Below are 24,614 nucleotides of genomic sequence, written 5' to 3' on the forward strand. Positions count from 1 at the left end.
AGTCAGGTTATGTGGGGTCACTTAACCCGTTCAATTTTAGCGCCCACACCACCCAGCTTAACTTCAATTTTCTCGTAACCACGATCCAAATGATAAATCCGGTCAACCAGAGTTTCGCCCTTGGCCACCAGGCCGGCAATCACCAGGCTGGCAGAAGCACGTAGATCGGTGGCCATCACCTGCGCCCCCTTGAGTTTTGAACCACCGCGACACACTGCGCTGTTGGCTTCCAAATCAATCTTAGCGCCCATGCGTTGCAGTTCAGGAACATGCATAAAGCGGTTTTCAAAAATAGTCTCAGTTACCACGCCAGTGCCACTGGCGACACAGTTAAGCGTCACAAACTGAGCCTGCATGTCGGTAGGAAACCCAGGATGCGGAGCGGTTTTTATATTAACGCTCTTAGGTGACTTGCCTTGCATATCCAGTTCAATCCAATCATCACCTACAGTGATAGTGGCGCCGGCTTCCTTTAATTTACTCAGTACGGCTTCCAGGGTATCTGGCGCAGCCTGTTCACAACGAATCTGTCCACCAGTTGCTGCCGCAGCAACCAAGAAGGTGCCTGTCTCGATGCGGTCCGGTAATACCCTATGATGGCAACCATTGAGTGACGCCACGCCCTGGATTTGGATTTTATCGGTTCCTGCACCCCTGACATTGGCCCCCATACTGTTCAGGCAGTTAGCCAGGTCAACAATTTCAGGTTCACGTGCGGCGTTTTCCAGAATAGTGGTGCCTTCGGCAAGCACGGCCGCCATCATCAGATTCTCTGTTGCGCCGACACTGACCATATCCATAAAAATGTTAGCGCCTTGCAGACGACCTTCCACCTCAGCGGTTATGTATCCGGCATCCACTTCAATTTTGGCGCCCATTTGCTCAAGGCCGCTAAGATGCAGATTCACCGGCCTGGCGCCAATGGCACATCCACCGGGTAAGGACACCTGTGCCCGTCCAAATTTTGCCAATAGCGGCCCCAGCACCAAAATTGAAGCGCGCATGGTTTTAACCAGTTCATAAGGCGCAATAAGATTGGTAATTTCACTGGCATCAATGCTGACAGTGTCTTCTGTATGGCTTACCCTGGCACCTAATTGTTCCAACAAGGCCAGCGTCGTTTTGATATCACGTAGCGCAGGCACATTGGTAAAAATACAGGGCTGGTCAGTTAACAAGCCAGCCATCAACAGGGGTAAAGCGGCATTTTTCGCACCTGAAATGCGCACCGAACCGCTTAGCGGCCCATTTCCTTTGATTAGTAATTTATCCACTAATTACTCCGGCATAATAAATTTGCGTTCACGCTGCCACTCTTCGGGCGTAAAAGCTTTAATGGAAAGGGCGTGAACTGTGCCATCGGCAATCAGGGCAGAAAGGGGGCCGTAGACCATCTGTTGTTTCTTGACCCGGCTGACGCCGTCAAACACAGTGGATACCGCAATTACCTGGAAATGGGAGCCTTCTCCCTTTACATACAATTCACTCAGTTCCAGGGCATCTCTGAGTAATTGTTCGATTTGATTGATTGGCATGACGAGAACTTCCAGCCTGTGACACAGGCTGGTTATTGTAACGGCAAAAGTGATTCCACGTCGCTGATTTTTGCTAACTTGCGTAAAGTAACTGGCAAGTTATGCAACTGCACCTCGACTTTCTGTTTATGTGCCTCTCCCACCAGTTGCACCAACCAGGCCAGGCCAGCCATGTCTGACTGCTGAATCCCGGCCAAATCCAGCACCAGACTGTTATGTTTCCATAGCTGCTGACACGCAGATGCCAGGCCCATCACATGGTCACGGGTGAGACTGCCGCTCAAATCAAACTGACCCGGCTGTGATTGGGCCCTGAGGCTCAGCCCGCTCATGCGTTATCCTTGGCCACTTTTTGCAGGTTAATCGGCTGAGCATTTTTCTCTTTCATCAGTTTAATCACCGCATCAATGCCATCCTGACGAATAATGCCTTCCAGTTCACTTTGCTTACTGGACAACATACTGATGCCTTCTGCCACCATGTCATAGGCTTTCCATTGCTCGGTGTTGTTACTCTTACGCACTTTAAAGGCCAGCTTGATGTCAGGTCTGCCAGGCTCTTTGATCAATGCCCGTACTGTTACCACCCGGTCTTCGTCCAGTTCACCACGGTTTGGCTCAAACTCCACCGTCTGGTTGTCATATTGTGCTAGTGCCAGTGCATAAGTTGTGACCAGATAATCACGAAACACTTGTACATACTCAGGAATGCGCTCACGAGGCACCGATTTAAAATGCTTACCTAAGACTTTAAGGGCAGCAAACTTATAATCGATATAAGGCAACAGCTCCTGCTCCATAATCTGGCGCAGCAGTTCAGGGTTAGCCTGAATGTCCCCTCTTTCCCCTTTTATACGATCAAACGTCTTAGTCGCCACAGTCGACAACAATTGATAGGGATCATCCGACTCCTGGGCCACGACCTGGCAGGATACTACCATTGCCGCAACGGCGAACCAGGACAGTAGTTTCTTAACTAACATATTTCTCTCCACGCAAACTAGAATTCTTGGCCTCAGTCATTATTGCGACTGAACAGGAACTGGCCGATCAAATCTTCAAGAACCAGAGCCGACTTAGTGTCTTCAATATACTGGCCCGGTTTCAGGACATCGTTCTCATCCAGCATAAAACCTGGCTGTAGCCCTACATACTGCTCTCCAAGCAGCCCAGAAGTAAGAATAGACACTGAACTGGTCTGCGGAAACTTGTCGAATTCCTTACCGATGATCAATGTCACAACAGGAGTAAAATCATCATCATCCAGGCTGATATTACCTACCCTGCCAATGACCACCCCACCGACTTTTACCGGTGAGCGCACTTTCAACCCACCGATATTGTCAAACTTGGCCTTGAGTATATAGGTTTCACCATTGCCACTCAGGCCTCGGTCCGCCACTTTCAGGGCCAGCATGATGAGCGCAGCAGCAGCCAATGCCACAAACAACCCAACAAGTACTTCAATCTTTCTCGAATTCATTGCCAATCCCCTGTCAATGCGTACCAAACATTAATGCTGTCAAAACAAAATCCAATCCCAGTACCGCCAGTGATGAATACACCACTGTCTGGGTGGTCGCCTGGCTAATGCCTTCGGACGTAGGCACAGAGTCATAACCTCTAAACACTGCTATCCAGGTCACCACAAAGGCAAACACCAGGCTCTTTATCACGCCATTCATAATATCTTCGTCAAATTCTACCGCCGCCTGCATCACTGACCAGTAACTACCGGAATCCACCCCTAACCAGTCAACACCCACGACCTGGCCCCCCAGTATCCCCACGGCACTGAAGATAATGGCCAACATGGGCATAGAAATCACACCCGCCCACAATCTGGGCGCGATAATGCGTCTGAGCGGATCTACCGCCATCATTTCCAGGCTGCTTAGTTGTTCGGTGGCTTTCATTAAGCCAATTTCAGCGGTCAGCGCGGAACCGGCCCGCCCAGCGAATAACAGCGCCGTTACCACGGGACCCAACTCGCGCAACAATGACAACGCCACCATCGGCCCCAGGCTTTCCTCTGCACCGTAGTCCACCAACACGGTATACGCCTGTAGTGCCAGTACCATACCGATAAAGGCGCCAGACACGATAATGATCAGCAGCGACTGCACACCAACTACATACATTTGCCTGATAGTCAGTGGGATATTTTTAAGCTGCGGCCTGGCAACCAGCGCGCCTACTAACAAATAAGCTGCCCGACCTAACCCTGCTAAGCCCTGCAAAGTAGACCTGCCAAGGCGTGCAAACCATTCCATCAATAATTCTCCAACAACTGCTGCGCAATGTTCTCGGCAGGATAATGAAAAGGCACGGGTCCATCAGCACGTCCAAGCAGGAACTGCTGAACCAGAGGTGACTGATGGGAACGGATTTGTTCTGGCGTACCTTCACCAATAATCTGTTTGTCCGCCAGAATGTAGACATAGTCAGCAATAGACATCACTTCCGTGACATCATGAGTAACCACCACGCTCGTCAGACTCAGGGCGTCATTCAGTTCTTTAATTAACTTCACCAACACGCCCATAGAAATAGGATCCTGACCAGCGAATGGCTCGTCATACATAATCAGTTCAGGGTCTAACGCAATAGCCCTGGCCAGTGCAGCACGCCTCGCCATGCCGCCGGAAAGCTCGCTGGGCATCATTGCGGCGGCCCCGCGTAACCCAACTGCCTGCAATTTCATCAGTACCAGTAAACGGATTAATTGTTCAGAAAGGTTTGTATGCTCACGAAGTGGGTAGGCAACATTGTCAAACACTGAGATATCAGTAAACAGGGCACCACTTTGAAACAACATGCTCATTTGTCGGCGTACCTCAAACAAGCGTTTACGTCCCATACCGGGAATCGATTCACCTTTAAAGCGAATATCACCGCTATCCGGACGCAGCTGACCACCAATTAGCTTAAGCAGTGTGGTTTTACCTATACCGCTGGGGCCCATAATGGCGGTGGTTTTACCCTTTCTCAGACGAAGGGAAATATCCTGGTAAATCAACCGATCACCGCGGGAGAACGTCAGGTTATCTACACTTACCAAGTCTTCCATTTCCACATCCATCTAACAAAATACCGCTCTTGGGCGCACCAGAGTGGGGGTATTGTAATGTTTTTCAAGAAACTGCAACAAAGTTAAAAAGTAATAAGTTGTGTTCTAAATGTTCGAATTTTGTCTGACCAGGCCTGGTTAACCCCTATCTGGCCTGGATCTGTCAAATTGTAAACGGTACAGTTTACTTTCGCAAATCCATGATGCGCACTGATAGGCAAAAGGCTTGGATTTTGCGACAATCGCCACAAGGTCAACGATATGGACATCTTTCAGCAGCTAGTGATTACAGAATCCCTGATTTTCCTGGCCGGTCTGGCAGTATTAAGTTGGAGTGCCGATGGATTCATCCGCGGTGCTTCTGCGCTGGCGGGAAATTTTGGACTGCCCCCCATGCTCATTGGTCTGACTATTGTAGCCATGGGGTCATCTGCGCCGGAGATCATGGTCAGTGCAAGTGCCTCACTAGCGGGCAACAGCAACACCGCAGTTGGTAACGCCATCGGCTCAAATATTGCCAATATCGGCCTGGTGTTAGGCATCACGGCCCTGTTCAGGCCGCTGCTGGTATCCTCTGGCACGTTGTGGCGGGAATTACCCATAGTACTGGCGGTGTCTTTACTGGCCACCTATTTATTATGGGACGGCCGTCTGGGCTACCGTGAAGGGTTGCTGTTGTTATTATTATTTTTCCTGGTGATTGGCCTGCTTGCCTGGCTATCACTACGCAGCGACAAACAGGATCCTCTTAATCAGGAAATAGCCGGAGAAATATCCAAAATGGCTTCAGCTAAAGCCGTGTTGTGGATATTGGCTGGTTTGCTTTTATTACCACTCAGCGCTCATGTGATGGTGGCTTCGGCAGCTGATATTGCCCGGCATTTTGGCATTAGTGACTTGGTGATTGGCCTGACCGTCATCGCAATCGGTACTAGTTTACCTGAGCTGGCCGCCAGCTTAGCAGGCGTCATGAAAGGTGAAGACGATCTGGCTTTGGGCAATATATTAGGCTCCAATATTTTTAATATTTTGGCAGTACTGTCCATGCCGGGGCTGTTGGCTCCGGGAGCCATAGATTCCCTGGCGATACAACGGGATTTGCCAACCATGCTGGCTTTGACCATGCTGTTGGTATTTTTTTGCATCGCTATCCGCGGACGGCGGCAGATACAGCGTTGGCAAGGCGGACTGTTATTGGCTTGCTACCTGGCTTACCAGGCCAGTTTGTTTCAACATTAACCGGAATTAGAGGCCACATGAGCCATACCCAGACCCCCTACGGCACGTTAGACACTTCTATCTTTAAGCGCTTTGCCAATATCCGCTTGTTAGCCTGTGACGTGGACGGTATTTTTTCCGACGGCCGAATCTATCTGGGAAATGATGGTGAAGAATTAAAAGCCTTTCACACCCGCGACGGTTACGGCGTCAAAGCGCTGATGAAAATTGGGGTAGAAGTGGCTGTCATCACTGGACGCAAATCTCAAATAGTGGAAGACAGGATGCGCGCACTGGGCCTGCGCTATATCATCCAGGGGCAGGAAGATAAACAACAGGCCTTGCAGGACATAGCTGGGCAGATGAAACTCAATACAGAGCAGATAGCTGCCATGGGTGACGATATGCCCGATCTGGGCATGTTCAGACAAGCAGGTATCAAGATTTCGGTACCCGACGGTCATCCAGTGGTGATACAACAGGCCGATTTTATTACCCGTTGCCAAGGTGGATTTGGTGCCGTCAGAGAGGTCTGCGATATGATATTGCAAGCCAATAATCAACTAACCCAAATACACGGCATTAGCCTATGAATCGCCTGACCTTAAGTATTCTGCTGCTGTTTGTGCTGATACTGGCTACCAACTACAACTGGTGGCTGGACAGTGAACAGCCACAAACCAGCAAGCAAGGTGAAGAAGTCTGGCAGCCAAATTACCTGGCCCGCAACATGCAAACCAGTTTGTATAATGACGATGGTGTTCTGACTCATAGTATCCACGCTAAGGTGATGGAGCATTACGACATGCTGGGTTTTACCCTGTTCCAGCAACCTCAATACAGTATCTTTGTTGACACGAACGAGCCCCCTTGGGAAATTACCGCCGACGAGGGCACATTATACGAAGACAACCGCATTCAGTTGGAAACCAATGTAGAGATACGCAGTCTTAGCAACGAAGGACTGCTGCAAACCATCAGCACCAGCTTTATCGAGATAGACCTGAACAGCAAAACCATGCATTCTGACCAGCCTGTTACCATCAGCGGTGTCAATTATGTCATCAGAGGCAATGGATTTAGCGCAGATTTGAACACCAAACAATTTGAACTACTGGATCACGTAGAGACCATCTATGGTAAATAAAATTAAACTGCATGTGCTGACGGCGGCCGTTCTTCTGAGTGCTTCCGCTGCAGCAATCAATAAGGATTTTAACGAACCTATTAAGGTGGCCTCCAAATACCAGTCCGGTGACGGTATCAATAAAGTGTCCATTTTTCGCGAAAATGTGAAAATCACCCAAGGCACCCTGAGTATTGATGCCGATGAAGTGGAAGTGAATGCCGAACAAGGTAAAGGACGGGAAATTTTTATTGCCAAAGGCGAACCAGCCGAGTACCAACAAACTATGGCCGACGGCAGTCGTATTCGGGCATTGGCCAATCATATCGAATATCAGGTGGATAAACGAACTCTGACCTTAAAGGGAAATGCTGAGCTACATCAAAACAGCAGCAGTGTTAGCGGTGATAACATTGAGTTCAATATGGAGAAGGAACAGTTAGTCGCACAAGGCTCGGACGACGGTGATGGCCGGGTAGAAACAATTTTCCAGCCAGAGCCCAAGAAGAAACCGGTCCAGGAGAAGTAAATTCATGCCAACACTTAAGGCCTCGCATCTGGCGAAAAGCTACAAAAATCGCCAGGTGGTGCGTGACGTGAGCCTGCAAGTCAGTACCGGACAGATTGTGGGTTTGCTCGGCCCCAATGGCGCAGGAAAAACCACTTCCTTCTATATGATTGTTGGCCTGATTCCCATGGACAAAGGCCAGATATTTATTGATGACCAGGAACTCAGCCACCAACCAATGCATGTGCGGGCCAGACTGGGCATTGGCTATCTGCCCCAGGAGTCATCCATCTTCCGGAAACTAAGCGTTTATCAAAATCTGATGGCGATTCTGGAAACCCGCAAGGATCTCAACCAGGAGCAACGGGAGCAGGAGGCGGATGCATTGTTGGATGAATTTAACATCAACCATATCCGTCATAGCACCGGCATGAGTCTGTCCGGAGGAGAAAGACGGCGGGTGGAAATCGCCCGGGCCTTGTCAGCCAACCCCAGATTTATATTGCTGGATGAGCCCTTTGCCGGTGTCGATCCCATTTCGGTCAGCGATATAAAAAAGATTATCCATCATCTGAAAGACAGAGGCATCGGCGTTCTGATTACCGACCACAATGTCCGTGAAACCCTGGATGTATGTGAAAAAGCATATATCGTCAGTCATGGTGAATTAATTGCGGAAGGCTCAGCCGAACAGGTACTTAACGACAAGCAGGTCAGAGATGTATACCTGGGTGAGCAATTCAAGCTATAGTTAAGCCAAACAGGCATTGAACTTGCCATGAACGACCATATCAATACCCTGAAGGCCATTGGAAGATAATAAGAAGTAGATGAAGCCCGCATTACAGCTAAAATTCAGCCAGCAGCTCACCATGACGCCGCAACTGCAACAGGCCATTCGTCTGTTGCAACTGTCGACCCTGGATCTGCAACAGGAAATCCAGGAAGCCCTGGAATCCAACCCTTTGTTGGAAGCGGATGACGGCCAGGATTTTTCCACCGGCGACGATCAGGACCTCAACAATGTCAGCAACGACAGTGCTTCTGCCAATAGCGAAGACAATGACCGCATGGAAACCGGTGAAGCGCTGGAAAAACAGGAATTACCAGACGACTTACCGGTAGATACTACCTGGGATGAGTATTACAGCGCTTCTTCAGGCCCCTCCTCCTCAGCCGCCAGCTCAGATGAGGACAATATTTACCAGGGTGAAACATCCGACAGCATTCAGGATCACTTGCTGTGGCAAATGCGTCTGACCCCTTTCAGTGAAACTGACACCGCTATTGCTATCGCTATTATCGACAGCATTGATGAGTCAGGTTATCTTACGGTCAGCACCGAAGACATTCTGCAGAGTCTGGATATCGAAGACGAAGAAGTGGAACTGGATGAGGTGGAATGCGTGTTAAAACGTATCCAGATGTTTGATCCTGTGGGGGTAGGCTCGCGCTCAGTGCAAGAATGCCTATTGGTGCAACTTCGTCAGTTTGGCGCTGAAACCCCCTGGCTGGAAGAAGCCAAGGCGTTGATTCTGGAGCATAGCGAACTGCTGGCCAGCAAAGACTACCGTACCCTGATGCGCAAGGCACGTTTGAAAGAAGACGAATTGCGTGAAGCACTGCGGTTACTGCAAACCCTGAATCCCAGGCCAGGCAGCGCCATCGTCACCAGTGAACCAGAGTACGTTATTCCAGACGTGTCAGTGACTAAGAAAAATGGCCGCTGGGTGGTAGAACTAAACCCTGATAGCCTGCCCAAGTTGAGTATCAATCAGCAGTATGCGGCCATGAGCCGCAATGCCAGAAATTCCAGCGACAGCCAGTTTATCCGCTCTCATATGCAGGAAGCCAAATGGTTTATCAAGAGTCTGGAAAGCCGGAATGAAACGCTGCTTAAAGTGGCTAATTGCATAGTACAGCAGCAACAGGGATTTTTTGAATATGGCCCTGAGGCCATGAAACCAATGGTGCTGAATGATGTCGCAGAAATGGTGGATATGCATGAATCCACTATTTCCCGGGTTACGACCCAGAAGTATATGCATACACCACGTGGCATTTTTGAGCTGAAATACTTCTTCTCCAGCCATGTGGCAACGGAAAGTGGTGGCGAGTGCTCGTCTACTGCTATCCGCGCTCTGATTAAAAAACTGGTGGCGGCAGAAAAACCCGCCAAACCGCTGAGTGACAGCAAGATTGCGCAGTTGTTGGCCGAGCAAGGCATTATGGTTGCCCGGCGGACAATCGCCAAATACCGGGAATCCTTATCGATTCCCCCATCCAACCAACGCAAGAGTCTGCTTTAAGACTTACCAACAAAAGGAAGAGGCATTATGCAAATCAACCTTACTGGTCATCACGTTGAAATCACCGATTCTCTTCGCGCCTATGTTGACAGCAAATTTACCAAGTTGGAGCGACATTTCGATCATATTAACAATGTCCATGTTATCCTGAATGTGGAGAAACTTAATCAGAAGGCGGAAGCCACTCTGCACCTCAATGGTGCCGAGGTTTTTGCCACCTCCGAGCATACCGATATGTATGCCGCCATTGACAGCCTTATAGATAAGCTTGATCGCCAGGTGCTCAAGCATAAGGAAAAAATAAAACGCCATTAGGCTCAAACAAAGCCATAAACAGGCCCCGCCTGTTTATGGCCACAACACAAAACTCAGCATGGAAATCAAAGACATCCTCTCCCTTGATTGCACTTCCTGTGCCATTCAGGGGACCAGTAAAAAACGCATTCTGGAATCTATCAGTGATATCGCGGCCAGGCATCTGCCAGAAATTGGTCAGGATGCGATCCTCACCAGTCTGCTGAACCGTGAAAAAATGGGTAGTACCGGCATTGGTTGTGGCATTGCCATTCCCCATGGCCGTTTGGCCGGACTGGAGAAAGTCACGGCAATATTGTTAACCAGCCAGCCAGCCGTCGCGTTTGAAGCCATTGATAATCAGCCTGTGGACATCTTCTTCGCTATTCTGGTACCAGAAGATCAGGCACAGGGACATCTGCAAACCCTGGCCACTATAGCAGCCAAACTGAATGACAAGGAAACGGTGAAAAAGCTACGTCATGCCCAATCAGATCAGGAACTATTTGAGGCCATAGTGTGAAACTCATTATTATCAGCGGGCGCTCCGGCTCGGGTAAGTCTATTGTCTTAAGGGCATTGGAAGATCTGGGTTATTACTGTGTGGACAATATTCCGGTTAATTTGCTACCGACTCTGACCCACACGGTTGTCGATGAGTATGATCAGGTTGCCGTCAGCATTGATGTGCGTAACCTACCCAAAGACCCTGAAGAGTTGGTAGAAATTCTTGACTACCTGCCCTCTAACTGGGAGCTGACCATACTTTATCTGGATGCCAGTGACGACGTGTTAATCAAACGATTCAGCGAAACCCGTCGTCTGCACCCGTTATCCAAACACAGTAAGTCGCTGACCGACGCTATTCAGTCAGAAGCCTTATTGCTTGCCCCGATTATCGAGCGGGCCGACTTATACATCGACACCGGTGAGTTATCGGTGCATCAGTTGGCCGAACTGGTGCGTGAACGCATCCTGGGAAAAAAGAGCTCGCGCCTGGTATTGGTTTTCGAATCATTTGGCTTTAAACATGGTATTCCCAAGGATGCCGACTACGTATTCGATGCGCGATTTTTGCCTAACCCGCACTGGGAGCCTGAGCTGAAGAGCCTGACCGGTCTGGATCCGCAAGTGGAAGCATTTTTAGGCTCCCAGGCCATTGTTACCAAGTTTATCTGGCAAATACAGAACCTGATATCAACCTGGTTACCTCATCTGGAGCGCAATAACCGCAGCTATGTGACCATAGCCATTGGTTGTACTGGTGGTCAGCATCGCTCCGTTTACGTGGCAGAAAGCCTGGCGCGCACATTCAAGGCGGTACATCCGGATGTACAAATAAGACACAGGGAGTTGTCACGAAAATGAGACTGGAAAAGGTCCTGTTAATCCAGAATAAATTGGGGTTACATGCCAGAGCAGCCACCCAATTAGCGAAACTGGCCAATCAATTCGATGCCCAGGTAACGCTGGTACAGGGCGACAAGTCAGCTTCAGCCACCAGTGTATTAGGTTTGATGATGCTGGAAAGCAGCATGGGCAAGGAAGTACTGGTGATCAGCGAAGGGCAGGATGCCAAAGCCGCACTGCTGGCAGTGGAACAATTAATTCAACAGAAATTTAATGAGGCAGAGTAAATTTCAGTAACCGCTGGTATTTAATACTGTACTAAGCAAATCACCTTCGCAGTTTGTCATTAGCCTATCTAGACGGTCTTACTGGAGTAGCGCACCGCCTGATTAATTTGCCCCATCTCTGCTTCAGTTAAATTTCGCCACTGGCCAGGCTTAAGATTGCCCAGTTGCACCTGCATAATACGCTCACGTTTGAGACGCACCACCTGATAACCAAGAAACTCACACATGCGGCGAATTTGTCTGTTCAGTCCTTGTGTCAGAATAATCCTAAATGAAAAGCGTCCGGTTGCTTTTACCTGACAAGGTTTGGTTATGGTGCCCAGAATAGGTACCCCCTGGCTCATCTGACGCACAAAACGTTCACTCACCGGCTGATTGACGGTCACCAGATATTCTTTTTCATGCTCATTACCGGCGCGCAGGATCTTGTTAACAATATCCCCGTCTGTGGTCAGAAAGATCAGCCCCTCTGAATCTTTATCCAGCCGCCCGATAGGAAAAATACGCTGGCGATGGCCGATGGCATCGACAATATTGCCCTGCACATCGCGCTCTGTGGTGCAGATAATGCCAACCGGCTTGTTATAGGCAATATAGACACGATCAGATTTGTCTTCGGCACTGGCACCAACCGGCTTGCCATCCACACTGACATGATCGCCGGGCATCACCTTAGTACCAAGCTCTGGCACTTTGCCGTTAATGCTAACCCGTTTTTGTTCAATCAGCTTGTCTGCTTCGCGACGGGAACAGTAGCCTGAATCGCTGATAAATTTATTAAGCCTGATGGCGCCGTTTTCGCTCATATATCCTCCAGCGCCTTTGCGCCGGGGAATTTTAATCCATGCAGCGGTGCAGATCACGGTAAAACTGGTTTATGCCGATGCCTTTGCGTATTTCTCAGCAAAGGCAGACTGGTTGCGCCTCAACGTTGGGACGGACGGATAGCTTTGAGTGACTGACTGAAGGTCTGCATATCTTCAGGGCTGTAACGGCTGTGTACGGCTTTGTTTGAGGCCGGTTGATGCAACAGGCTGACTCCGGGTCGGTATGCTTGCTTTGGCCGAATGGGGCGCGCAGTAAAGCCCCCGCCGCAATTAGGACAGACATTTTGCAGAATATGTTCCACACAGTGCTGACAGAAGGTGCACTCATAGCTGCATATCCAGGCCTGCTCTGAATCGGGCGGCAGCGGGCAGTTGCAGCACTCACAGGTGGGTCGCAGCTCCAGCATCAGATACTGCCCTGTTTTTCCACCACCAGAATGCGCGCTGGTCCCACAGGAAAGGCGCAATGGGCGGTGCCGACACCAGCATAGAAAATATCACCACAACCAAGCAGTGCCTTATGCTCCTTGCCTTTATCCCGATAACGCATCTCCACTTCGCCATCCAGCACCACAAAGACCTCATCGCCATCATTGACATGCCAGTGATAGGATTGATCCGTCCAGTGCAATCGGGTGCTGATCCCCTGCATACAGGCAATGTCTTTGGCCCCCCATGGGCGCTCGGCGGTAAACTCTCTAGCCCGAATCACTTGCATCTTCTACTCCTCGGTACAGGAAGGTGGTGTTAATTCCTGAGTCAGAGCCGTTACTTTAAAAGGCTGCTCAGGGTCTTCTGTGACTTTCACCGTCAACGCGTCGATAAGGTTGTAATCCCCGGCACCGTTTAATCGCCACAAATTCACAGTATCAGGGCCTCCAAAGTGTTTATCCAAACACATGGGCTCCGTATCACCATGTGCGAACAACACTGGTTTACCAAAGGCTTTTGCCACGTCGCGTAATTGACGGCGATATTGCAGGTAAGGATCACATTGATGGGTGCTGTCAGCGCGACAAACAGGCTTGCCTTCCCCCACAGTGATATCGGCATGGGTGGCAATCACCATGGCTTTGGCTTGCTTGAGCTTGGCAAAAGCCAGGGCCTGCTCAAGCCAGATTTGATTTGCCTGGTCACGCATTTCTACCTGCTGTAGCGCAAAGTCAGCATCATCCAGATATATCTGTGCGCGGCCATTGACCGTTCCCAATATATGCAGGGTAACAAAAACCGTCTCTTCCACCAGCCAGCGGGCATTCTCAGGGTATTCCTCCTGCCGGCTTAATTGCCATTCGGCCAGCCCTGACGGGGCGGGATGGTAAAAAATCTCGCGTAACTGGTTCAGCACCTGGTACTCGCTGACGGGATGGGGATTACTGGGCCTGTCGCAATCGGTCCAATCATTATCCCCTGGCGTCACAAAAACCCGGTCCGGCTTTAAGGCATATAAATCATCGCGAATCGCCGTCAATCCTGCCTGGCTACAAGGTGCCTTACTCCCCTGCATATCCCCGCCGTGAATAACAAAAGCAGCATCCGAGGCCATAATGGCCGGCCGGATCAGCTTCTTATACACATATTCCTGTGTGTCTGTGTAAGGTAGGTCCTGCAGCAGAATAAAACTGGGTCCTGCCAGTGTATGCGCGCTGAACAAAGCGATTGCCAGAATCAGATTACGCAAGGTGTGTCTCCATCTAAAAAAGGTCGAGTCTCCAACGCTTATGTGACGGAGGCAAGACAATGTGGCACTGCTAAGCTCAGATGCCTGGATAAAAGGTTAAACAGCCAACTCAAGCAAAGGCAACATTCGCCCTGCGATACTGGCCGAGGGTAACTCGCCGATCCGTTTAGCCCCCATCGCCAGATAGAACATTTCGGCGTGCGGATCACTCTGAATAATTAAGCTGGTTATATTGTGTTCCGCCATGTGTTGTTTCACCCAGTCCATCAGCGCCCGCCCTACCCCCTGCCCTATTGCTTGCGGCTCGACAAATAAGGCGTCCAATTGCCATTGCCCGGCATGGGTTTTATCAATCAGCGCATAGCCCAGTACAATATCTTTGCCTTCAGCAACCTGGCAGGCCCACTGCTCACTCAGTAATTGCTGGCAGGATAGCGTTAATTCGTCGGCCACAGCGGCCATAAAATCTGCAGAATAGGCCCAATAGGCTTTAGAGCGCAGTGCTAAAACAGACAGCGACTGCGCCTCTTCGACTTTGGCGGCTCTGAGCACAAATGACATCAGGATACCACCTGCTGCAACAGCCAATACCAGGACGGCAGAGTGATAAAGCTAAGCACCAAACCCAACCCCACCAACGCGGCCACAAATCTGGGGGCTAATGCGGCGCCTATGGCCAGCGCGCCAGCCGATACCATAGGTGGCATTGCCGCCTGAAATACACCGACCTGCAACAACAGACCATCAGGCTGCAACGGCAAGAGCAGGATCAGGGCAATGGCGGGCATCAGCACTAATTTAACCATCAACGCAAATCCCAGCGGCAGGGCTTCTTTGCCATCCAGTTTGAGGCGAAACTGAAAGCCCACCGCCACCATGATCACAGGCACCAGAGTAGCAGCCAGACTATCCAGCAGGCGCTGCATAAATTCAGGATAAGGCCAGTCTTTGAGCAGCAACGCCAGCAATAAGGCAATAAAGGAGGGAAACAGTAGCACCCGTCTGGCCATCTGACCGGCAGAAGGCGCGCTGGCCTGCGGGTTGTACCAGGCACAGAGCAGGGTGGCATAAGTGGCCAGGGCCAGAAACGAACCAAGCTGATCGTAAATAATCGCATAGGGCATAGCCTGCTCGCCAAAAAAGGCCTCGACCATGGGAAAGCCCAGAAAGGACGTATTCCCCAGCGGCAATACCACCAATAGCGCAGCGATTAAATGCCGGTCCCATTTCATTATCTTACCCACCAACAACACCAGTGTGGCCACTATTAACAAAATGATCCAGGGCAGTACTGCCGGCATCCACAACTGGGCAGAAAACGTCATCAATGGGATTTTTTGCAACACCAGAGCAGGCAAGGCCACGTAAAGTACGTACTGGTTCAGCACCATACCTGTGTCGGCAGGAAACTGCGGCAGACGGCGAAGCTGACTGCCGATTAACAGGTAAATCAAGACCAGGGCAAAACTTTCCATGCAAAGCATATATATCAAGCCAACATGAGGCGACTCTAGCCCGCTTTTAGTGCTGAGGCCAACCGACTTTAGGCGAATAGCAAGAGTGACCGCCAAAATGCCCTGTTTCTCAAAATAGTTAAATATTTGAAAATTAAGTATTAATTTGTAATCACGGGTTGTGCTTGGAAAGAACTGGCGATAATTTGGCGGCAATCACTCCCCCTTAGCACCATTACAGGAAGTAAGCTTATGAAAACAGCCAAGCTGATTGCCGGACTTTGTCTGTTGCTGGCAGATTTAAGCCAGGCCGCACCGTTGCCAGCTTACCAGTTAACGGATTTAGGCACCCTGGGTGGTGCAGAGTCTCAAGCCATGGGCCTGAACGATCTGGGCCAGGTGGTGGGTTGGTCAACCCGCAACAACCGGCCGGAATGTCTTGCCAGTGAGCAGAACGCGCCATGTCGCTATGGTTTTGTCTGGCAGCAAGGTCAGATGCAAGACTTAGGGCATGCACATCCCGACGCTGAAAGGACCTATGTGGTAGAGATCAATGACGACGGCATTATGGTCGGCTATGAAACCGACTACTACCCACTAAGCGGTTCGATCACCCGCCCCATTAAAGGCGACAAACAAGGCCTGACTTTGCTGGCAGTAGCACATGAAAACGGTGGAGGTCAGGCGGAAGATATTAACCGCCAGGGCGAAATTGTGGGTTGGAGCTATGATGAGCAGGGCCAGCAGAATCTGACCGTCTGGCATGGCAAGGAAATGCAATTGCATGCAATGGACAAGGAATACTACCGCCGAGGTTTAGGCATAAACGACAGTGGCAATCTGGTGGGATATCAATACAGGCCCTACAGTTTTCGGCCAAATTCTGCGCTGCTCTATCAGCATCATGTCGTCAGCCAGTTATCGGACCAAAGTGAAGTATGGTCCGAAGCCAAAGATATTAACAACCTGGGTATGGTAGCGGGTGAGTTAGCCTCCGGGCCACATCGTCCGCCCCTGGCAGCTCTGTGGCTTCCTCTGCTGGGCGGTGAAATGCAGACCCTTGAGCTGGGTACCCTGAAAAATTACAGCGCCTCATCGCTACGCGGGATTAATGATCAAGGCGTGGCAGTCGGCCAGGCCTGGGATGAAGACGGCCATGCCAGGGCGATTATCGTATTACAGGGTAAGCTGATTGACCTCAATACGCTGGTTAGTAGCCAATGGCCATTGATCAGTGCTGAAGATATCAACAATTATGGCCAGATTGCCGCCACCGCACTGGTCAACAACCAAATGCGTGCGGTATTGCTGACGCAATCACCAAATCAGGGTGACCCATTATGCAGGTCCAGTCGCAAAGCCTGTCGACATCGCATACCACAGTAATCATTATTCAGCTTGCGGCATTGCATCTGGATGCCGCTAGTTCGCCCCCTCAGCAGCCACCTCAGGCGTGGACGCTTCAGTCTGTGCAGAATTGTACCTACGAATAAAGGTGACTTTCACACGTTTAGATACCAGGAAATAGCTAATCCAGATTAGGCTGGTGACCAGCATTGACAACCATTCAGTGACCTCTGCAGCCTCCACTGCGAAGTCAGGCCCGCCAAGTACAGAGGTCAGGTAGAGATCTATCCCGATAATCAGCAACATAGCGGCTTTATACATTACATAGACTTTGGGCAGAGTTTGCCTGCGTTTAAAAAACAACCATAAAACGGTTATTGTCCCGACCAGCAACATGACATTGGTAAACAACTCGACGCACAGCAGCGTCATCATCGGAAAATCGTAGTGCTGAGATATAACTGCCCACTGTTTCGCTGACGCCAGATACCAGAGATCCCGGCTTTGAAAAACCAAGGCAAGCGGGGTAATTAACAGACCCAACATCGGCAGAATCAGCCACCCACCAATGCCAGATGAACAAAATACCTCGGGGTGGTATGGCTTCACGGGGGGATCATAACGGATAACTTTGATACTCAGCCACACACAAACCAGCAAACTAACGAGTAGTAATAATATTACCGGCCAGTTAATGTCTTTCACTGCAAATTGGTAGGTACCAAAGTTCAAAGCCGGGTCGACTTTCTGAATCTGGTAAAAGCCCTCTTCATGAGCGGCCCCAATATTCTTCGCGTAGTCCGAGTAATACTCGGGCTCTATCACCGACTTTTTCGAACCATATGAATACGCCAGCTCCAAGGTTTCACCATCAAATCGCACCACCTTGCTGTAGTCAAAAGCCTTGTCTTTTACATTCACCTGCTCATCAGCAAAATTGGAGTCTGCCGGCATTTTGATTCGGGTAATATGTGTGAATTCAACCGGATGAGAGAAAGACATCGGATAGCGGCGGGCTTTTTTTTCAACTCTGAGCAAATGGTCATCCATCAGAAAAGGCTCAAAATTGACGCTTACAAAGTCAGAACCAGCCTCGGCCTGCCATATGGGGGACACAACATAGTTTTCAGTAACGGTAATACGATTTAAGCCATCGTCATCATATACTGTCAGATCAGCGGAAACCTTGGCATTTTCAAAGTACTTTTGCGTGTACTCAAGATAGTTCTGCTGCATGGTTTTAAGATTAGACCCGGCCAGTTGCTCTCTGAACTGATCGGCATAAAAGCCGTCATAACTGGTGGTCACTTCATACGTGGCCTCATCATGAGATGTGCGCAAGTCAACATATTCAACGACTTTCTTACGATGCACCTGCAGGATATCTGCCGACATGTTTTGTAAATTCGCAGTGTCTTTTGCAATAACCAAGGCATAGTCAAAGTCAGCCTGATACAAATGAGCCAGATTGCCACTTTGGTAAGTTCGAGTGGCATCTAACCAGTAGGTTTGGTTATGCAGCTTTGCTCTTACAATGGCATGATTGAATCTCAATGGCGTTGGCAGGCTGTCAGGTAGGGCCAGACCACTCTGGGTATTCACCAGGGCGACGTTTGCTTCAATACCTAAACCATTGAGAATACTCACCAGCAGTAAGGCTTTGTCCTTGCAATCTCCATATCGTTGCAACAGCACCTGTGCCGGGCTATGAGGTTGATGGGAGTGAATACCCATCTCGATTCCCAGATAGCGAATGCTCTCCTGGGAAAATCTCAGCGCAGACAACAACTGCTCTTCAACCGAGTGGTGTGTGCTGCGAATCTCATCAATCACCGTCGCCATTTCTTGTGGCCTGGATTGAAACAAAGGTATCGCCCACTCCACCACATCCTGCCAACTGGCATAGTCACTCACCTGGACAAACGGAAAAGGGTCATACCAGCCAGGGATGTTGTCTTCCCATTCTATTTCTTCCAGCATGGCTTGTTGCCAATGATAAACGCTGGTGCCGTTGTGCGTCTCAATGCTGGGTTCGATATCAGTGAGGTGATTCTGAATATATAAAGGCCTGTTTTCTTGCCACACCAATCTGTAATTGACTAACGCCGCAGGTACCCGCCAGCCCAGTGCAAGCTGATTGGAAAAATGTCCGGCATACACCGGGTTAACACCTACCACGCTGTAACTGTAGTGAACCACGTCGCCAACCCGAACATCATCCAGTACCAAGCTTAAAGTCTTGCGCCCATTGTAAATTTGATACTCTCGTTGCGTTTCTAATTGCAACAGGCTAATTCTGGCGCGAGGCAGACGAGGTTCAGATACGCCGCTGCGAATCACCTCGACATCATGCAAAATAACCTGCTCATAGCTGGGGTCAAAATCGATTTCGATATTGGAAATATATCCCAGTCCCTCGGCATTCAGGGCCTGCTCGGCGAAGTGTTCAAAACGACTCTGTTGTGTCTCTTGAATTTTCCATTGCCTGTCTACCAGCAAATGAGCTATACCATTGAAATTATTCATTATTTCAACAGACTCTAAGGCAGGAATGGAAGCTGGAACCGCCCAGTCAGGCTGCGCAGCAACCCGGTATTCATCGTTCGGTGATGCATAGGATGAGAACGCCCAACACACCAATAGCAAAATGAGCAGAGAGGTTCTAAAGCGAGTAGCGTTCACAAGCGCGTCCTTGCATTAAATGTTAATAGCAGATTTGATGATCATTTTATCTTACCAACAGTTTGTCCGGTAAGAACACTTAACTTCATCTTGCGATAAGATTCCTGCTGATCTGCTGTTCGTCTTCCACTAAACTAACAACAGAAAATCAATAAGTTGCACAAGGGCCCGAGCTAAGTTGGAACCGGCATTCGAATCACAATCCTCATACCAGCAGCTACAGGCTATTAATGACGCCCTGTCCAGCGGCATGTATGTGCACGTGCGCAAGATGCTCCATCATATGCCAGCGCCGGATGTGGCTTTTATGCTGGAGTCCACGCCAGCCAAGAGCCGAGCCGTGCTCTGGCAACTTATAGACCCTGAATTCCACGGTGATGTGCTGGAAGAGCTGTCCGAAGATGTGCGCAACGGCATCATCCGCCAGATGGTACCGGAAAAACTCGCGGACGCCCTGGAAGATATGGACACCGATGATTTGGCCGAGCTTTTGCGCGGTCTGCCGGATACCATTTTCCAGCAGGTACTGCACTCCATGGATGAACAGGACAGGGTCAGGGCCGAACAGGCACTGTCTTTCGGTGAGGGTACCGCCGGTTTTATTATGAATACCGACACCATCACCCTGCGCCCGGAAGTGACCGTCGATGTGATCCTGCGCTATCTGCGTTTAAAAGGAGAAGTGCCGGAAGACACCGATGCCTTCTATGTGGTGAATCGTCACGACAAACTTATTGGGATTGTGCCGGTGATCCGCCTGCTGACCGCCACCTCAGATATGACGGTGGAGGAATTGATGGATGAAGACGCCGAAACCATTCCAGTGGACATGCCCGAGGGTGAAGTAGCTAAACTGTTCGAGCGCTACAACTGGATTTCTGCTCCTGTGGTGGATGGCGAAGACAGGCTACTGGGCAGAATCACCATCGACGATGTGGTGGATATCATCCGTGAAGAAGCCGAACACAGCATGATGAGCATGGCCGGTTTGGATGACGAGGAAGATACCTTCGCGCCGGTAATGAAAAGTACCGGCCGACGCTCTATCTGGCTGGGGGTTAATCTGGTCACGGCATTACTGGCGGCGATGGTCAGCGATTTATTCGAAGCCACCCTGAGTCAACTGGCCGTGCTGGCTATTCTCAATACCATTGTGCCCAGTATGGGTGGCGTGGCCGGTAACCAGACATTAACGCTGGTTATTCGGGGCATGGCGCTGGGCCATGTCAGTCCCAGTAACAGCCGTTGGCTGGTGAGTAAGGAACTGGCCATTGGTGCACTGAACGGCATTATCTGGGCTGTACTGATTGCCGGTGTAGTGGCCATCTGGAAACAGGATCTGACCCTGGGCGGCATTATCGCCTTTGCCATGATGATCAATATGCTGGCGGCAGGACTTGCTGGCGCAACGCTGCCACTTTTGATGAAACGCCTGAAAATCGATCCGGCGCTGGCCGGTTCGGTTATTCTCACCACCATCACGGATGTGGTCGGTATTTTTGCCTTTTTAGGCACCGCCACGTTGTTGATGATGCCCTGATGCTGTAACGGAAGCATCTGAAAAGCCATAATTTTTTTGCGGTTAAAGGCTTTTTGTCGTTATCTTGGTCTATCCTAAGGAGGCTGAACTTCCTTACCAATAACAGTGAGATAGACGCATGGCAAAAGATCTGATGATAAAGACCAAGGCCAGTTATCTGGGGGCCGGCTTACTGGGTGCCGCCTTAGTAGTAATCTACCTGGTAATGCAATGGCTGGCGCTGCCCATTATTCAACAGGAAGTTGAACAAGAAGCCCTGGTCAGGGTGTCAGACAGCGCGGCGCAGTTGCGCAATGAACTGAATCAGGGTGCTATTCTCACCCAGAACCTGGCCGCTTTGGCGCAACATCTGCCGCTGGATGACGCTCAGTTCAACAGCCTGATGCCGGTTCTAATCAACCAATTCGGCAACGCCAATATTGCCGGCGGCGGTATCTGGCCAGAACCCAATGCCTTTAATGCCAGTCAGTCCCGATACTCCTTTTTCTGGGCCCGTGACAATAGTGGCCGTCTGGTCAAATCCGATGATTACAACGACCCCAGTGGCAACGGCTACCACAATGAAAGCTGGTATCAGGCTGGTAAGCAGTTAAAAGCTGGCCAGTGTGGCTGGTCTGAAGCTTATGAGGATGCGGCCAGCGGTGTGGCTATGGTAACCTGCACGGTTGCCATTAAACGCCAGGGCAAATTCTGGGGGGTAGCCACGGTCGATCTGGTGCTATCCGGTTTAGCTGACTTGTTCCGCACCCAAAACAAAGCATCCGGCGGCTATATATTCTTGCTGGGTGCCAATGATCAGATCATCAGTTTCCCGGATATTCGCGACCAGCGCCTGGATATGCAAAATCTTCAACAGGTTGCCGGTCAGGACAAAAGTTTGCGCCCATTGCTGGAGGCTATTAGTCAGGGGAAAAGCATCAGTTCTTTGCCTGAAGGCGTGGTTCAGGGCGACACCAGCCTGCTGGCCCTACAGTCATTGCCGCAGGAAGGCATGAAGATGGGCCTGGTATTACCCAGTCAGGTGGTACAGGAGCCGGTTAGTCACCTGAGTTTCAGCCTGTATGGCACCCTTTTGCCACTCATCGCCTTGTTTGTTGGTTTACTGATTTTCTATGCTAACAAGGTGCTGGGGTGGGTTAATGAAACCACCGAACAGATACAACGGCTGATACGGGGCGGTGCGTCGGCCACTCTGAGTATTGATAAGCTGGACGAAATAGGCCTGTTGAAACAGGCGGTGAATAATTATGGCGAGCACCTTAATGGTTTGCTGCGCCAAATCGCCGCTGAGGCGGCAGAATCCAAGCAACGAGCCGAAGAACTAAGCAGCATGGCTCACGATCTCAAAGACCGTGCAGAACATCAACTTAGTGAAAACAATATGCTGGCCGCCGCCATTAATCAGATGGCCAGTAGTGCAGCAGAAGTGGCCAATAATACCCGTACCACCTCCGACACGGTGGATGACTCACAAGGCTTGGTAAAACGGCGTTTGCAGGATGTGGTGGCCAACAACCAGGCCAATCAGGAACTGGCCGGTGTGTTACAGCAAACCGCTGACATCATTAACCGCCTGTCCGGTGATGCCCAGCAAATGGGCGCGGTGCTGGATGTAATCAAAGGCATATCAGAGCAAACCAACCTGTTGGCGTTAAATGCTGCCATTGAAGCGGCCAGAGCCGGGGAACAAGGGCGCGGCTTTGCTGTGGTAGCCGACGAGGTACGTACCCTGGCAGGACGCTCACAGTCCTCTGCCAATGAAATAGAGAATATGATTGCCCAGCTACAAAGTTCAGCCAAGCAAGGCGTGGATATTATCCTCAGCTCACAATCCCTGTCGGAACAAACTGTTGAGCGTTCCAATAAGGTGATCGCTGGCTTTAATGAGATTGTCGAAGCATTCGGGGGCATCAGCGACAGCACCTCGCAGATCGCTACCGCCGCCAGCGAACAGGCCAAAGTGGCGAATGAAATTCACCGCCTGGCCGAGGGCATTCGCGAGAGTAATGAGATGAACTCCCGCGATGCCACGGCGCTAAGCGAGTTGAGTCGCTCGTCGACCGCCTTGTCTACCCGCCTGTATGAGCTGAGCCATCCCTGATGGGGGCTGCAGGGCTCTGCTGCAGGGTACCCTGGCGGAAATAGAACAGAGTTATTAAGATGGCAGCGATGGGGATAAGCGACAAATAAAATGCCGTTTGTCCACTAAAGCTGCCAAACACCAGTCCGGTAATCATTGAACCTGTGGTGCCGCCCAGCGCCGAGAAAATCACTATCAACCCAGTCATCGCGGCATGTTGGATTTTGGGCAAAGATGACAACATAATAGAATTGATAGCCGGGTAGATGGGTGCCATAAACAAGCCAATCAATGGAAAAACAAAGGCCGCCAGCGGCGCATTACCCCAACTCATCTGTGCCTGCGGCATGGCCAGATTGGCCAGAGGCATGGAAACCAGCACCAATGCCGCCATCGCCAGCAGACAAATATTCAGCAACACATACCAGTTGATTCGGGTCATCAATACCCCGGCGCCCAGTCTGCCTATGGCCAGACAGGCGGCAAAAATACTGGTCGCCTGCACGCTCATATCGGCGGGTAAGTGCAGAACCTGGTTATTAAAGGTGGGAAGCCAGGTGCCCAGCCCTTGTTCAATCAATACATATAGAAAAGCAGATAGTACAAATACCAACACCAGCGGTTTAAGGGCTAATTTCAGCATGGCCAGAAAATCCTCCATGGGCCGGCTGCTCTGCTGAGGGACAGGGTTGGCAAATGGTGTGCGCCACAGCAACAGGAAATTCAGCCCGCCCAACAAGGCCAGACACCAGTAAACGTTCAGCCAGTTGCTTGAAGCAGGATCATCACCATCGATAAAGGCACCAAACAACCAGTAACCAGACAACACCCCCACCATAAAAATCCCTTCAATGGTATTCATAATGGATGCGTGCTGCTGCTTATCGTCACTGATAAGCCCCACAGTGGAATACAACGACACTTTGACCAACCCAAAGGCACTGCCGACACAGAAAAACAGCACTTTGGTCATCCAGAATACCGGCAGCAGAGGCATTAACAGGCTAACCCCGGTGACCAGCAGGGTCCCCAGCATCATGGCGTTACGATAGCCAAACCTGGGCAAGTAAGCCGCCAGCATAAAAGACACCAGTGCAATTGGCAGATCCTTAAAGCCTTCCAGCACACTGGCAGCCTCTTTACTGACCCCATAACCGTTGATCACCTGCAATATCACAGTGCCCACACTGTTGAGCAAAATAGCAAACAGGAAGTAGGTCAGCATGAGGGAATATTTTACTCTGACACTGTTGCTAATCATCTGTATCTCCGTGCTGATAAAGACAGGCAGTATTGCCCCGACCTAT

Annotated in this window: 28 protein-coding genes; 13 read left to right on the top strand and 15 right to left on the bottom strand. The window is 50.3% G+C overall.

Going from position 1 to position 24,614, the window contains the following annotated elements; translation table 11 throughout:
- Positions 1 to 17: 17 nt before the first annotated feature.
- Genes murA through CSR04_RS15780 form a run of 7 tightly spaced genes read right to left on the bottom strand, consistent with a single transcriptional unit; the run spans position 18 to position 4,604 of the window.
- On the bottom strand, positions 18 to 1,274 hold the full coding sequence (murA, locus tag CSR04_RS15750) for a UDP-N-acetylglucosamine 1-carboxyvinyltransferase (protein WP_102797260.1): 1,257 nt from the start codon (positions 1,272 to 1,274) through the stop codon (positions 18 to 20).
- A 3-nt stretch (positions 1,275 to 1,277) separates the two neighbouring features.
- Positions 1,278 to 1,535 carry a BolA family protein gene (locus tag CSR04_RS15755; protein ID WP_102797261.1) on the bottom strand — a complete coding sequence of 86 codons (258 nt, stop codon included), beginning with the start codon at positions 1,533 to 1,535 and terminating at the stop codon, positions 1,278 to 1,280.
- Positions 1,536 to 1,567: 32 nt separating this feature from the next.
- Positions 1,568 to 1,867 carry an STAS domain-containing protein gene (locus CSR04_RS15760; protein WP_102797262.1) on the bottom strand — a complete coding sequence of 100 codons (300 nt, stop codon included), beginning with the start codon at positions 1,865 to 1,867 and terminating at the stop codon, positions 1,568 to 1,570.
- Positions 1,864 to 2,517 (bottom strand): MlaC/ttg2D family ABC transporter substrate-binding protein, encoded by a 654-nt coding sequence (locus CSR04_RS15765; RefSeq protein WP_172449388.1) that lies wholly within the window; start codon positions 2,515 to 2,517, stop codon positions 1,864 to 1,866. The genes CSR04_RS15760 and CSR04_RS15765 overlap by 4 nt, the downstream gene beginning before the upstream one ends.
- A 32-nt stretch (positions 2,518 to 2,549) precedes the next feature.
- The gene (gene mlaD, locus CSR04_RS15770) at positions 2,550 to 3,017 is read right to left on the bottom strand and encodes an outer membrane lipid asymmetry maintenance protein MlaD (RefSeq protein WP_102797263.1); all 468 of its coding nucleotides are present in this window, start codon (positions 3,015 to 3,017) and stop codon (positions 2,550 to 2,552) included.
- Between the two features lie 13 nt (positions 3,018 to 3,030).
- Positions 3,031 to 3,807: a lipid asymmetry maintenance ABC transporter permease subunit MlaE gene (mlaE, locus tag CSR04_RS15775; RefSeq protein WP_102797264.1), complete on the bottom strand. Its 777-nt coding sequence runs from the start codon at positions 3,805 to 3,807 to the stop codon at positions 3,031 to 3,033.
- Positions 3,807 to 4,604 (bottom strand): ATP-binding cassette domain-containing protein, encoded by a 798-nt coding sequence (locus tag CSR04_RS15780; RefSeq protein ID WP_102797329.1) that lies wholly within the window; start codon positions 4,602 to 4,604, stop codon positions 3,807 to 3,809. The genes mlaE and CSR04_RS15780 overlap by 1 nt, the downstream gene beginning before the upstream one ends.
- A 282-nt stretch (positions 4,605 to 4,886) precedes the next feature.
- Between CSR04_RS15780 and CSR04_RS15785 the strand changes: the two genes are divergently transcribed.
- From CSR04_RS15785 to CSR04_RS15830, 10 genes are all read left to right on the top strand, one after another.
- Complete coding sequence (locus tag CSR04_RS15785) at positions 4,887 to 5,843, top strand: calcium/sodium antiporter (RefSeq protein ID WP_102797330.1); 957 nt, start codon at positions 4,887 to 4,889, stop codon at positions 5,841 to 5,843.
- Positions 5,844 to 5,860: 17 nt separating this feature from the next.
- Positions 5,861 to 6,415, top strand: coding sequence for a 3-deoxy-manno-octulosonate-8-phosphatase KdsC (gene kdsC, locus CSR04_RS15790; protein ID WP_102797265.1), 555 nt, complete (start codon positions 5,861 to 5,863; stop codon positions 6,413 to 6,415).
- Positions 6,412 to 6,969, top strand: coding sequence for an LPS export ABC transporter periplasmic protein LptC (lptC, locus tag CSR04_RS15795; protein ID WP_102797266.1), 558 nt, complete (start codon positions 6,412 to 6,414; stop codon positions 6,967 to 6,969). Before kdsC ends, lptC begins: the two co-directional genes overlap by 4 nt.
- Complete coding sequence (gene lptA, locus CSR04_RS15800) at positions 6,959 to 7,477, top strand: lipopolysaccharide transport periplasmic protein LptA (protein WP_102797267.1); 519 nt, start codon at positions 6,959 to 6,961, stop codon at positions 7,475 to 7,477. The genes lptC and lptA overlap by 11 nt, the downstream gene beginning before the upstream one ends.
- Positions 7,478 to 7,481: 4 nt before the next feature.
- Positions 7,482 to 8,207 (top strand): LPS export ABC transporter ATP-binding protein, encoded by a 726-nt coding sequence (gene lptB, locus CSR04_RS15805; RefSeq protein WP_102797268.1) that lies wholly within the window; start codon positions 7,482 to 7,484, stop codon positions 8,205 to 8,207.
- Positions 8,208 to 8,286: 79 nt separating this feature from the next.
- Entirely contained in the window at positions 8,287 to 9,765 is a 1,479-nt protein-coding gene (locus tag CSR04_RS15810) for an RNA polymerase factor sigma-54 (protein WP_102797269.1), read from the top strand.
- 27 nt (positions 9,766 to 9,792) lie between these two features.
- Complete coding sequence (hpf, locus tag CSR04_RS15815; protein ID WP_102797270.1) at positions 9,793 to 10,080, top strand: ribosome hibernation promoting factor; 288 nt, start codon at positions 9,793 to 9,795, stop codon at positions 10,078 to 10,080.
- Positions 10,081 to 10,138: 58 nt separating this feature from the next.
- Positions 10,139 to 10,582 carry a PTS IIA-like nitrogen regulatory protein PtsN gene (ptsN, locus tag CSR04_RS15820; protein ID WP_102797271.1) on the top strand — a complete coding sequence of 148 codons (444 nt, stop codon included), beginning with the start codon at positions 10,139 to 10,141 and terminating at the stop codon, positions 10,580 to 10,582.
- The gene (gene rapZ, locus CSR04_RS15825; RefSeq protein WP_102797272.1) at positions 10,579 to 11,427 is read left to right on the top strand and encodes an RNase adapter RapZ; all 849 of its coding nucleotides are present in this window, start codon (positions 10,579 to 10,581) and stop codon (positions 11,425 to 11,427) included. The genes ptsN and rapZ overlap by 4 nt, the downstream gene beginning before the upstream one ends.
- The gene (locus CSR04_RS15830; RefSeq protein WP_102797273.1) at positions 11,424 to 11,696 is read left to right on the top strand and encodes an HPr family phosphocarrier protein; all 273 of its coding nucleotides are present in this window, start codon (positions 11,424 to 11,426) and stop codon (positions 11,694 to 11,696) included. The genes rapZ and CSR04_RS15830 overlap by 4 nt, the downstream gene beginning before the upstream one ends.
- 68 nt (positions 11,697 to 11,764) lie before the next feature.
- Here CSR04_RS15830 and rluF read toward each other — a convergent pair whose 3' ends face one another.
- From rluF to CSR04_RS15860, 6 genes are all read right to left on the bottom strand, one after another.
- A complete protein-coding gene (gene rluF / locus CSR04_RS15835) occupies positions 11,765 to 12,502 on the bottom strand; it encodes a 23S rRNA pseudouridine(2604) synthase RluF (RefSeq protein ID WP_102797274.1) in 738 nt (245 codons plus the stop codon).
- Between the two features lie 119 nt (positions 12,503 to 12,621).
- Positions 12,622 to 12,930 carry a DUF1272 domain-containing protein gene (locus tag CSR04_RS15840; protein ID WP_102797275.1) on the bottom strand — a complete coding sequence of 103 codons (309 nt, stop codon included), beginning with the start codon at positions 12,928 to 12,930 and terminating at the stop codon, positions 12,622 to 12,624.
- Positions 12,930 to 13,241 carry a cupin domain-containing protein gene (locus CSR04_RS15845; RefSeq protein WP_102797276.1) on the bottom strand — a complete coding sequence of 104 codons (312 nt, stop codon included), beginning with the start codon at positions 13,239 to 13,241 and terminating at the stop codon, positions 12,930 to 12,932. Before CSR04_RS15845 ends, CSR04_RS15840 begins: the two co-directional genes overlap by 1 nt.
- A gap of 3 nt (positions 13,242 to 13,244) precedes the next feature.
- Positions 13,245 to 14,204 (bottom strand): hypothetical protein, encoded by a 960-nt coding sequence (locus CSR04_RS15850; protein WP_102797277.1) that lies wholly within the window; start codon positions 14,202 to 14,204, stop codon positions 13,245 to 13,247.
- Between the two features lie 96 nt (positions 14,205 to 14,300).
- Positions 14,301 to 14,765, bottom strand: coding sequence for a GNAT family N-acetyltransferase (locus tag CSR04_RS15855; protein WP_102797278.1), 465 nt, complete (start codon positions 14,763 to 14,765; stop codon positions 14,301 to 14,303).
- Entirely contained in the window at positions 14,765 to 15,679 is a 915-nt protein-coding gene (locus CSR04_RS15860; RefSeq protein WP_102797331.1) for an AEC family transporter, read from the bottom strand. Before CSR04_RS15860 ends, CSR04_RS15855 begins: the two co-directional genes overlap by 1 nt.
- Before the next feature lie 231 nt (positions 15,680 to 15,910).
- Here CSR04_RS15860 and CSR04_RS15865 point away from each other — a divergent pair, with 231 nt between their 5' ends.
- Positions 15,911 to 17,044 carry a hypothetical protein gene (locus tag CSR04_RS15865; RefSeq protein WP_102797279.1) on the top strand — a complete coding sequence of 378 codons (1,134 nt, stop codon included), beginning with the start codon at positions 15,911 to 15,913 and terminating at the stop codon, positions 17,042 to 17,044.
- Between the two features lie 36 nt (positions 17,045 to 17,080).
- On the opposite strand, the gene CSR04_RS15870 is transcribed toward CSR04_RS15865, so the two are convergent.
- Entirely contained in the window at positions 17,081 to 19,531 is a 2,451-nt protein-coding gene (locus tag CSR04_RS15870; protein ID WP_102797280.1) for a DUF3857 domain-containing protein, read from the bottom strand.
- A gap of 334 nt (positions 19,532 to 19,865) precedes the next feature.
- On the opposite strand from CSR04_RS15870, the gene mgtE reads away from it, so the two are divergent.
- Together mgtE and CSR04_RS15880 are read left to right on the top strand one after the other, a co-directional pair.
- A complete protein-coding gene (gene mgtE, locus CSR04_RS15875) occupies positions 19,866 to 21,227 on the top strand; it encodes a magnesium transporter (RefSeq protein ID WP_245921670.1) in 1,362 nt (453 codons plus the stop codon).
- Between the two features lie 118 nt (positions 21,228 to 21,345).
- Entirely contained in the window at positions 21,346 to 23,328 is a 1,983-nt protein-coding gene (locus CSR04_RS15880; protein WP_102797281.1) for a methyl-accepting chemotaxis protein, read from the top strand.
- On the opposite strand, the gene CSR04_RS15885 is transcribed toward CSR04_RS15880, so the two are convergent.
- Positions 23,297 to 24,568 (bottom strand): MFS transporter, encoded by a 1,272-nt coding sequence (locus tag CSR04_RS15885; protein WP_102797282.1) that lies wholly within the window; start codon positions 24,566 to 24,568, stop codon positions 23,297 to 23,299. The two genes, CSR04_RS15880 and CSR04_RS15885, sit on opposite strands and share 32 nt — an antisense overlap.
- Positions 24,569 to 24,614: the final 46 nt, after the last annotated feature.

The organism is Bowmanella denitrificans (genome assembly GCF_002887595.1).
Taxonomy (GTDB): Bacteria; Pseudomonadota; Gammaproteobacteria; order Enterobacterales; family Alteromonadaceae; genus Bowmanella; species Bowmanella denitrificans.

Bases quoted from the DNA above. Each gene is read 5' to 3' on its own strand.
- CSR04_RS15860 (WP_102797331.1), bottom strand. From the start codon at position 15,679: ATGGAAAGTTTTGCCCTGGTCTTGATTTACCTGTTAATCGGCAGTCAG.
- hpf (WP_102797270.1), top strand. From the start codon at position 9,793: ATGCAAATCAACCTTACTGGTCATCACGTTGAAATCACCGATTCTCTT.
- CSR04_RS15885 (WP_102797282.1), bottom strand. From the start codon at position 24,568: ATGATTAGCAACAGTGTCAGAGTAAAATATTCCCTCATGCTGACCTAC.
- CSR04_RS15780 (WP_102797329.1), bottom strand. From the start codon at position 4,604: ATGGAAGACTTGGTAAGTGTAGATAACCTGACGTTCTCCCGCGGTGAT.
- CSR04_RS15840 (WP_102797275.1), bottom strand. From the start codon at position 12,930: ATGCTGGAGCTGCGACCCACCTGTGAGTGCTGCAACTGCCCGCTGCCG.
- lptC (WP_102797266.1), top strand. From the start codon at position 6,412: ATGAATCGCCTGACCTTAAGTATTCTGCTGCTGTTTGTGCTGATACTG.
- CSR04_RS15855 (WP_102797278.1), bottom strand. From the start codon at position 14,765: ATGTCATTTGTGCTCAGAGCCGCCAAAGTCGAAGAGGCGCAGTCGCTG.
- lptB (WP_102797268.1), top strand. From the start codon at position 7,482: ATGCCAACACTTAAGGCCTCGCATCTGGCGAAAAGCTACAAAAATCGC.
- CSR04_RS15880 (WP_102797281.1), top strand. From the start codon at position 21,346: ATGGCAAAAGATCTGATGATAAAGACCAAGGCCAGTTATCTGGGGGCC.
- CSR04_RS15755 (WP_102797261.1), bottom strand. From the start codon at position 1,535: ATGCCAATCAATCAAATCGAACAATTACTCAGAGATGCCCTGGAACTG.
- CSR04_RS15845 (WP_102797276.1), bottom strand. From the start codon at position 13,241: ATGCAAGTGATTCGGGCTAGAGAGTTTACCGCCGAGCGCCCATGGGGG.
- CSR04_RS15765 (WP_172449388.1), bottom strand. From the start codon at position 2,517: ATGTTAGTTAAGAAACTACTGTCCTGGTTCGCCGTTGCGGCAATGGTA.
- CSR04_RS15870 (WP_102797280.1), bottom strand. From the start codon at position 19,531: ATGAATAATTTCAATGGTATAGCTCATTTGCTGGTAGACAGGCAATGG.
- CSR04_RS15865 (WP_102797279.1), top strand. From the start codon at position 15,911: ATGAAAACAGCCAAGCTGATTGCCGGACTTTGTCTGTTGCTGGCAGAT.
- mlaE (WP_102797264.1), bottom strand. From the start codon at position 3,807: ATGGAATGGTTTGCACGCCTTGGCAGGTCTACTTTGCAGGGCTTAGCA.
- lptA (WP_102797267.1), top strand. From the start codon at position 6,959: ATGGTAAATAAAATTAAACTGCATGTGCTGACGGCGGCCGTTCTTCTG.
- kdsC (WP_102797265.1), top strand. From the start codon at position 5,861: ATGAGCCATACCCAGACCCCCTACGGCACGTTAGACACTTCTATCTTT.
- CSR04_RS15760 (WP_102797262.1), bottom strand. From the start codon at position 1,867: ATGAGCGGGCTGAGCCTCAGGGCCCAATCACAGCCGGGTCAGTTTGAT.
- rluF (WP_102797274.1), bottom strand. From the start codon at position 12,502: ATGAGCGAAAACGGCGCCATCAGGCTTAATAAATTTATCAGCGATTCA.
- CSR04_RS15810 (WP_102797269.1), top strand. From the start codon at position 8,287: ATGAAGCCCGCATTACAGCTAAAATTCAGCCAGCAGCTCACCATGACG.
- CSR04_RS15830 (WP_102797273.1), top strand. From the start codon at position 11,424: ATGAGACTGGAAAAGGTCCTGTTAATCCAGAATAAATTGGGGTTACAT.
- mlaD (WP_102797263.1), bottom strand. From the start codon at position 3,017: ATGAATTCGAGAAAGATTGAAGTACTTGTTGGGTTGTTTGTGGCATTG.
- ptsN (WP_102797271.1), top strand. From the start codon at position 10,139: ATGGAAATCAAAGACATCCTCTCCCTTGATTGCACTTCCTGTGCCATT.